Raw genomic sequence first — 6,815 nt, 5'->3', positions numbered from 1 at the left:
GACCCGGACCTGCCCGGATACGCCACACCGGCCGAACTCCGCGCCGACCTGGACGTGGTCGACGCCTCGCTGCGGGCGGACGGCGGCCGGCTGCTGGCCGACGACCGGCTGGCTCGGCTGCGGGAGGCGGTGCACGTCTTCGGCTTTCACCTCGCCGGCCTGGACCTGCGGCAGAACTCCGACGTCCACGAGGAGGTGATCGCCGAGTTGCTGGCCTGGGCCGGGGTGCATCCGGACTACCGGTCGCTGTCCGAGGACGACCGGGTCGCGCTGCTGGTCGCCGAGTTGGCCACCCGTCGCCCGCTGGTGCGCCCGGGTGCCGAGCTCTCTGAGCAGACCGGCCGGGAGCTGGGCGTGCTGGCCGCCGCCGCCCGTGCCGTCGCCGTCTTCGGTCCACGCGCGGTGCCGACCTACATCATCTCGATGTGCCGGTCGGTCTCCGACCTGCTGGAGGCCGCCGTGCTGCTCAAGGAGACCGGGCTGCTGGACGCGTCCGGGCCGCACCCGGACTGCCCGGTGGGCGTGGTCCCGCTGTTCGAGACCATCGACGACCTGCATCGCGGCACGTCGATTCTGGAAGCGGCACTGGACATTCCGTTGTATCGGGCGTTGGTGCGGGCCCGCGGGGAGACCCAGGAGGTGATGCTCGGCTACTCCGACTCCAACAAGGACGGCGGGTACCTGGCGGCGAACTGGGCGTTGTACCGGGCCGAGCTGGACCTGGTCGAGTCGGCCCGCCGGACCGGAATCCGGTTGCAACTCTTCCACGGTCGCGGCGGCACCGTCGGCCGCGGCGGGGGGCCGAGCTACCAGGCGATCCTGGCTCAGCCGCCGGGCGCGGTGGACGGCTCACTGCGGCTGACCGAGCAGGGCGAGGTGATCGCCGCCAAATACGCCGAGCCGGCGATGGCGTACCGCAACCTGGAGGCGCTGTTGGCCGCCACCCTGGAGGCCACCCTGCTCGACGTCGAGGGGCTCGGCGCCGACCCGGAACCGGCCTACGCGGTCCTCGACGACCTGGCCACCCGCGCGCAGCGCGCCTACGCCGAACTGGTGCACGAGACACCGGGATTCGTCGACTATTTCCTGGCGTCCACCCCGGTCAGCGAGATCGGCGCGCTGAACATCGGCAGCCGACCGACCTCGCGCAAGCCGACCGACTCGATCGCCGACCTGCGGGCCATCCCGTGGGTGCTGTCCTGGAGCCAGTGCCGGGTGATGCTGCCCGGCTGGTACGGCACCGGGACGGCGATCGAGCAGTGGCTGGCCGCCGGGCCGGAGGACCGGGCGAGTCGGCTGGCGGTGCTGCGCGACCTGTACCGCCGTTGGCCGTTCTTCACCACCGTGCTGTCCAACATGGCCCAGGTGCTGGCCAAGACCGACCTGGGGCTGGCCGCGCGCTACGCCGAGCTGGTGCCCGACCCCGAGCTGCGCCGACGGGTCTTCGACCGGATCGCCGCCGAGCACACCCGGACCATCGCCATGCACGCGCTGATCACCGGCCAGGACAACCTGCTCGCCGACAACCCGGCGCTGGCCCGCTCGGTGTTCAACCGGTTCCCGTACCTGGAGCCGCTGAACCACCTGCAGGTCGAGCTGCTGCGCCGCTACCGCGGCGGCGACGACGACGAACAGGTACGGCTGGGCATCCTGCTGACGATGAACGGGCTGGCCAGCGCGCTGCGCAACAGCGGTTAGCTAGCGGGTCGCGGCGTCGCTGTGTCCGGCCGCGCCGGCTCGGGTCGGGCGCCTGCCAGTCGATGGTGCGGGAGGGTAGTCGGGATGGATGCCCGGTTTCATGGTCGGTCTGCGTCTTTGTTGCCGCGCGTCGAGGCGTCCTCGGCGAGGTCGTTCGTCGCGTCGCAGGGATCTTGATGCCAGTCGCCGAACGGATCGTCGTAGCCGGCCCAGTCGTCCGGCGCGAGCAATTCGTCGTCGGTGAGCAGTGCACCGGTGAGGGCGTCGAGGATTTCGGCCGGGTCGGCTCCGCACACTAGGACGGTGATCGCGGTGTGCCGGTCGCCGTAGTGGTACTCCCACATCAGGTCGGCGAAGACCCGGCGCTCCGGGTCGGTGTAGGCCACTTCACTTGCGGTCATGGCGGCGAGCCACTTGCCGGCCGAGCTGACCCGCAGCCCACCCCCGGCCGACTCCAGCCACATCACCCGGTCGCACCGGTTGGCCAGCCACAGCCGGCCCCGGGCCCGGATAACCCCGTCCAGGAGCAGGTCGACGGCGGCGTGGAGGCGCCCTGGGTGAAAGGGGCGGCGCGCGTTGAATTCGATGAGCTGGACCGACCCCTGGGCTTCCAGCGCGGGCTGGCCGACCAACAGCGGACCGTGCGGATGGTCGCGGCGGCCGCGCCGCGAGTCGATCTCCAGGTGTGCCAGCGCCTGCTCCAGCCGCTCGGTCCCGACGGTGATCCGGGCGCGGGGGGCGAGCCGGCGGCTGACCGCCAGCACGGCCGGGTCCGGGTCGCCGAGCATCACGACGTCGGCGAACTCCACCTGCCCGACCACGACCTGCGCCATGGTGCGCCCGTCGTCGAGTTCCTCGTCGCCGAGCGCCTGGTCCAGCCAGCCGGCCGAGTCGACACAGGTGACTACCGCCGCGACCACCACGTCACGCGCGGCCGGTCCGTCGACGTAGCCTGGGCCGACGTGGACGCGAACGTAGTTGATCGCCCAGCAGACCGGTTCGGGCTCCAGCCACGGCGCCAGTTGCACGACGATGCGTTTGACGCCGGCGCGCCGATGCAGCCGGCGCAGCAGCACGAGCAGATCGTTGCGGATGGTGCACGACGCACAGCCGTTGCCGAGTTCCAGGGCGGTTTCCTGCCTCGACACGCCCCCGCCGTCGCGGCTGACCACGCTTCGCACCACGACGTGACCGTCTAGGCGGTGCTCGACGATCAACGTTCCGGGCCGATTCAGCAGCGTGGTCGTCGCCGCCCCGGTATCGCCCTGGCCGACTACCAGTATCACCGGAGTCCGCATGACCCTCCTTATCGGTAATGATTGTCATTAATGATGGTTTCACGGTACAGTCCGAGCTGCTGGTTGTCGAAAATGATTTTCAACAAGCGAGTGATGGAGGAGGTAACGGGTGTCCGCCCACTGTCAGGTCACCGGCCGCGTACCCGGCTTCGGTAACAGCGTGTCGCATTCACATCGCCGCACCCGGCGGCGGTGGTCACCGAACATCCAGATCAAGACCTACTATCTGCCATCCGAGGGTCGTCGGGTCAGGCTGCGGGTGAGCGCCAAGGGCATCAAGGTCGTCGATAGAGACGGGATCGAGGCCGTAGTGGCCCGCTTGCGCCGCGACGGGCGGCGCATCTGATGGCGCGCACCGATCTTCGTCCCCTGGTCAAGCTGCGCTCCACGGCGGGCACCGGCTACACCTACGTCACCCGCAAGAATCGGCGCAACGACCCCGACCGGTTGGTGCTGCGCAAGTACGACCCGGTGATTCGCCGCCACGTCGAATTCCGGGAGGAGCGCTGACCGTGGCCAAGAAGTCCAAGATCGTCAAAGACGCTCAGCGGCGCGCAACGGTCGCTCGCTACGCCGAGCGCCGCGCAGAGCTCAAACGGATCATCCGGTCGTCGGCCGGCACATCCGAGCAGCGGTTCGCCGCCCGGCAGCGCCTGGCGCGCCAACCCCGCGACGCCAGCCCGGTGCGGCTGCGCAACCGCGACTCCGTCGACGGGCGTCCCCGAGGGCATCTCCGAAAATTCGGGTTGTCCCGGATGCGGCTGCGGGACTTGGCCCACCGCGGCCAGCTGCCCGGCGTCCGGAAGGCCAGCTGGTAGTGGCGGGCAAGAAGACGTTTCGCCGGCGCGCCGAGCCCCGGGCGAGGACACCCCGCCAAAACCTGCTCGCCAAACTCGGCGTCGGCTTCGTCGACTACAAAGACATCGCAACGCTGCGGGTGTTCATCTCCGAACGCGGCAAAATCCGGTCCCGGCAGGTCACCGGCCTGACCGTCCGGCAGCAACGCCAAGTGGCCACCGCGATCAAAACCGCCCGGGAGATGGCGTTGCTGCCGTACCCGCGGTCGACGGTCCGTGAGTAGCCGGTGCGCATCGCCGATCGCCGCACTGCGCTCAGACCGTCAGCGGCCGCCGGTCGCCCGGTTGCGCACGGCGTTGAACATGCCCCGCAGCGCGCTCTCGGTCGCCGCCAACGGCGACATCGCGGTCTCGCCGACCTCCACCAGATAGTCGATCCGGCTGACGATGGCCTCCACCGGCTCGATCAGGGTGGCCAGCCGGCGGGCCAGGTCATCCAGGCCGGACAACGTCTGCTCGAAATGGTCCAGGCCGTCGCCCAGGCGTTCCACCGTGGCGTTCAGGCCCACCAGCGAGCTGTTCAGCTCGTTCATGGTGTCGCCCAGCCCGGACAGCACGTCTCCGACCTGCCCGACGGTGACGTCGGCGTTCAGCGCCGCCTGGGCCAGCGTCTTGAGCCGCCTGCGCTCCGGGCCGGCGCTGGGGGGTGTCGTTGCCATGCTGCCGATTATGACCGGTCGGGCGGCAGCTTGGTGGCGGCTTCGGCGTCGAGCAGCCAGATCGTCTGCTCTCGGCCGGTCGCCCCGGCGGCCGGCACCGCCTCCGGCTCCGCGCCGCCGACCGCGGCGGCCACCGCATCGGCCTTCGCCGCGCCGGAAACCATCAGCCAGACCTCGCGGGAACGCTGGATCGCGGGCAGGGTCAACGTGATTCGTCGCGGTGGCGGCTTGGGGGAATCGTAGATCGGGAGCACCAGCCGGGCGGTCTCGCGCACCGCCGGGGTGTCCGGGAACAGCGAGTTGACGTGGCCCTCGGGGCCGACGCCAAGCAGGTGCACGTCGAAATCCGGCGCCGGTTCACCCGGCGCGGCGTTGTCGGCCAGCACCCGCTCGTAGGCCAGCGCCGCGGCGTCCAGATCGTCGCCGAACTCGCCGTCACTGGCCGGCAACGCGTGCACGTTGGTCGGCGGAATGTCGACGTGGTCCAGCAGGGCTTCGCGGGCTGCCTTGTCGCTCCGGTCGTCGTCGTCGGCCGGGACGTAGCGTTCGTCCCCCCAGAACAGGTGCACCGCCGACCAGTCGATCCGCCGCCGGTGCTCGCGCAGCTGCCGCAGCGCCGCGACACCATGACCACCGGTCAGCACCACCAGTGCTCTGCCCCGGGCCGCCACAGCGGTCTCGATGGCGGCGACCAGCCGCCGACCCGCCGCCGCGTAGAGCGCGTCGCTGTCCGGGAACATCTCGATAACGGTGCTCATAGGTACTCCACTCGGTCGATGCCGGCCAGCGCGGCGCCGTAGACGGGGTCGGGGTCCAGCCGGCGCAGATCCTCGGCCAGGCATTCGGAGGTCTCCCGGCGCGGCAACGGGACCAACGCGGGCGGGCGGGCGGTCCGGTTCAACGTCGCCGTCGCGCCCCGCTGCGGTCGGCTCAGCGTCACCGTCTCGCTCTCGCGCACCAGCTCGACCTTCAGGTCACCCACCGCCCGCCGGACCGGGCCGTCGATCCGGCTGGCCAGCCAGCCGGCCAACACGTCCAGCGCCGGCTCGGTTCGCAGCCCCGACACCAGCGCGGAGGTGATCGGTTCGTGCGGTGGCTGGTCCATCGTCGAGGTGAGCAGCGCCCGCCAGTAGGTGATTCGGCTCCACGCCAGGTCGGTGTCCCCGGCGGTGTACCCGGGCAGCCTGCCCTTGATCGCCGAGAGCGGGTCCGACCCGTTGGTCGCATCGGTGATCCGTCGGATCGCCAACCGGCCCAACGGATCCTGCGCGGGCACTGCCGGTGCGACATCCGGCCACCAGGCGGCCACCGGGATGTCGGGCAGCAGGAACGGCAGCACCACGCTGTCCGCGTGGTCGGCCAGCGGGCCGGACAGCCGTGCCACCACCACCTCGCCGGCCCCGGCGTCGCCGAACATCCGCAGCTGCGCGTCCAGGCGCGCCTCTCCGCCGCGACCACCGGCCAGCACCACGATCACCCGGCTGGGGTGTTCCTGGCCGGCGATAGCGGCCGCGGCGATCGACTCGTCGAGCAGCGCGTCGGTTTGCGGGGCGATGATCAGCGTCAGCACCCTGCCGGTGGTTGCCGCACCGGCGCGTTGCCGCAGCTCGTCGAGCTTCTTGTTGATCGCGGTGGTGCTGGTGTCCGGAAGTTCGATGATCAACGGAACCGCTCCTCGGCCTCGCTGCGTTCGGCATCGTCGCCGGGCCGGTTCACGGCCGCCGCCATTCCCGGCCGGACCGGCGCAGCATCTCGAACGATGATCGCGGCCCCCAGCTGCCCGCCTGGTAGGGTTCCGGCTTCCCGCGCGACGCCCAGTTGTCGAGTACCGGATCGAGTACCTCCCAGGCCAACTCGACTTCCTTGTTGACCGGGAACAGTGACGGCTCACCGAGCAGAACGTCGAGGATCAGCCGCTCGTAGGCCTCGGGGGAGTCTTCGGCGAACGCCGAGCCGTAGGAGAAGTCCATGTTGACGTCGCGGACCTCCATCGCGTTGCCGGGCACCTTGGAGCCGAACCGCAGGGTGACCCCTTCATCCGGCTGCACCCGGATCACCAGCGCGTTCTGTCCGAGTTCGTCGGTCATGGTGGCGTCGAACGGCAGGTGCGGTGCCCGTTTGAAAACGAGTGCGATCTCGGTCACCCGCCGGCCCAACCGTTTTCCGGTGCGCAGGTAGAACGGCACCCCCGCCCAGCGGCGGGTGTCGACTTCCAGGGTGATGGCGGCGAACGTCTCGGTGACCGAGTCGTGCGCGAACCCCTCCTCGTCGAGCAGCCCGACGACGTGCTCGCCGCCCTGCCA

Annotated in this window: 10 protein-coding genes; 5 read left to right on the top strand and 5 right to left on the bottom strand. The window is 70.5% G+C overall.

Translation table 11 applies throughout. The features are described 5' to 3' along the window. The coding region (locus AC2VNT_RS11600) for a phosphoenolpyruvate carboxylase (protein ID WP_486946998.1) at positions 1-1,698 on the top strand (1,698 nt) is incomplete at its 5' end. A 98-nt stretch (positions 1,699-1,796) separates the two neighbouring features. Here AC2VNT_RS11600 and mrf read toward each other — a convergent pair. After that, complete coding sequence (mrf, locus tag AC2VNT_RS11595; RefSeq protein ID WP_486946997.1) at positions 1,797-2,996, bottom strand: ribosome hibernation factor-recruiting GTPase MRF; 1,200 nt, start codon at positions 2,994-2,996, stop codon at positions 1,797-1,799. A 109-nt stretch (positions 2,997-3,105) separates the two neighbouring features. Between mrf and rpmB the strand changes: the two genes are divergently transcribed. From rpmB to rpsR, 4 genes are read left to right on the top strand one after another with little or no spacing between them, the layout of a single operon-like run. Beyond that, positions 3,106-3,342 (top strand): 50S ribosomal protein L28, encoded by a 237-nt coding sequence (rpmB, locus tag AC2VNT_RS11590; protein WP_486946996.1) that lies wholly within the window; start codon positions 3,106-3,108, stop codon positions 3,340-3,342. Then, positions 3,342-3,506 carry a 50S ribosomal protein L33 gene (rpmG, locus tag AC2VNT_RS11585; RefSeq protein WP_486946995.1) on the top strand — a complete coding sequence of 55 codons (165 nt, stop codon included), beginning with the start codon at positions 3,342-3,344 and terminating at the stop codon, positions 3,504-3,506. Before rpmB ends, rpmG begins: the two co-directional genes overlap by 1 nt. A gap of 2 nt (positions 3,507-3,508) precedes the next feature. After that, entirely contained in the window at positions 3,509-3,814 is a 306-nt protein-coding gene (gene rpsN, locus AC2VNT_RS11580; protein ID WP_486946994.1) for a 30S ribosomal protein S14, read from the top strand. Then, positions 3,814-4,077 carry a 30S ribosomal protein S18 gene (gene rpsR / locus AC2VNT_RS11575; protein WP_486946993.1) on the top strand — a complete coding sequence of 88 codons (264 nt, stop codon included), beginning with the start codon at positions 3,814-3,816 and terminating at the stop codon, positions 4,075-4,077. Before rpsN ends, rpsR begins: the two co-directional genes overlap by 1 nt. Before the next feature lie 39 nt (positions 4,078-4,116). Here the strand turns inward: rpsR and AC2VNT_RS11570 are convergent, their stop codons facing one another. The 4 genes from AC2VNT_RS11570 to AC2VNT_RS11555 all read right to left on the bottom strand — a co-directional run. Then, complete coding sequence (locus AC2VNT_RS11570) at positions 4,117-4,512, bottom strand: ATPase (protein WP_486946992.1); 396 nt, start codon at positions 4,510-4,512, stop codon at positions 4,117-4,119. A gap of 8 nt (positions 4,513-4,520) precedes the next feature. After that, the gene (gene pgl, locus AC2VNT_RS11565; RefSeq protein ID WP_486946991.1) at positions 4,521-5,270 is read right to left on the bottom strand and encodes a 6-phosphogluconolactonase; all 750 of its coding nucleotides are present in this window, start codon (positions 5,268-5,270) and stop codon (positions 4,521-4,523) included. Next, on the bottom strand, positions 5,267-6,175 hold the full coding sequence (opcA, locus tag AC2VNT_RS11560) for a glucose-6-phosphate dehydrogenase assembly protein OpcA (RefSeq protein WP_486946990.1): 909 nt from the start codon (positions 6,173-6,175) through the stop codon (positions 5,267-5,269). Before opcA ends, pgl begins: the two co-directional genes overlap by 4 nt. Before the next feature lie 49 nt (positions 6,176-6,224). Then, positions 6,225-6,815: glucose-6-phosphate dehydrogenase (locus AC2VNT_RS11555; protein ID WP_486946989.1), on the bottom strand; the 591-nt coding region annotated here is incomplete at its 5' end.

This window comes from Mycobacterium sp. TH-M15, assembly GCF_057473705.1.
The sequence above is the reverse complement of the archived record's forward strand: the minus strand, read 5'-3'. Positions and strand labels throughout refer to the sequence as shown.

Coding starts and splice junctions, on each gene's coding strand:
- AC2VNT_RS11570 (WP_486946992.1), bottom strand. CDS start 4,512: ATGGCAACGACACCCCCCAGCGCCGGCCCGGAGCGCAGGCGGCTCAAG.
- pgl (WP_486946991.1), bottom strand. CDS start 5,270: ATGAGCACCGTTATCGAGATGTTCCCGGACAGCGACGCGCTCTACGCG.
- rpmG (WP_486946995.1), top strand. CDS start 3,342: ATGGCGCGCACCGATCTTCGTCCCCTGGTCAAGCTGCGCTCCACGGCG.
- mrf (WP_486946997.1), bottom strand. CDS start 2,996: ATGCGGACTCCGGTGATACTGGTAGTCGGCCAGGGCGATACCGGGGCG.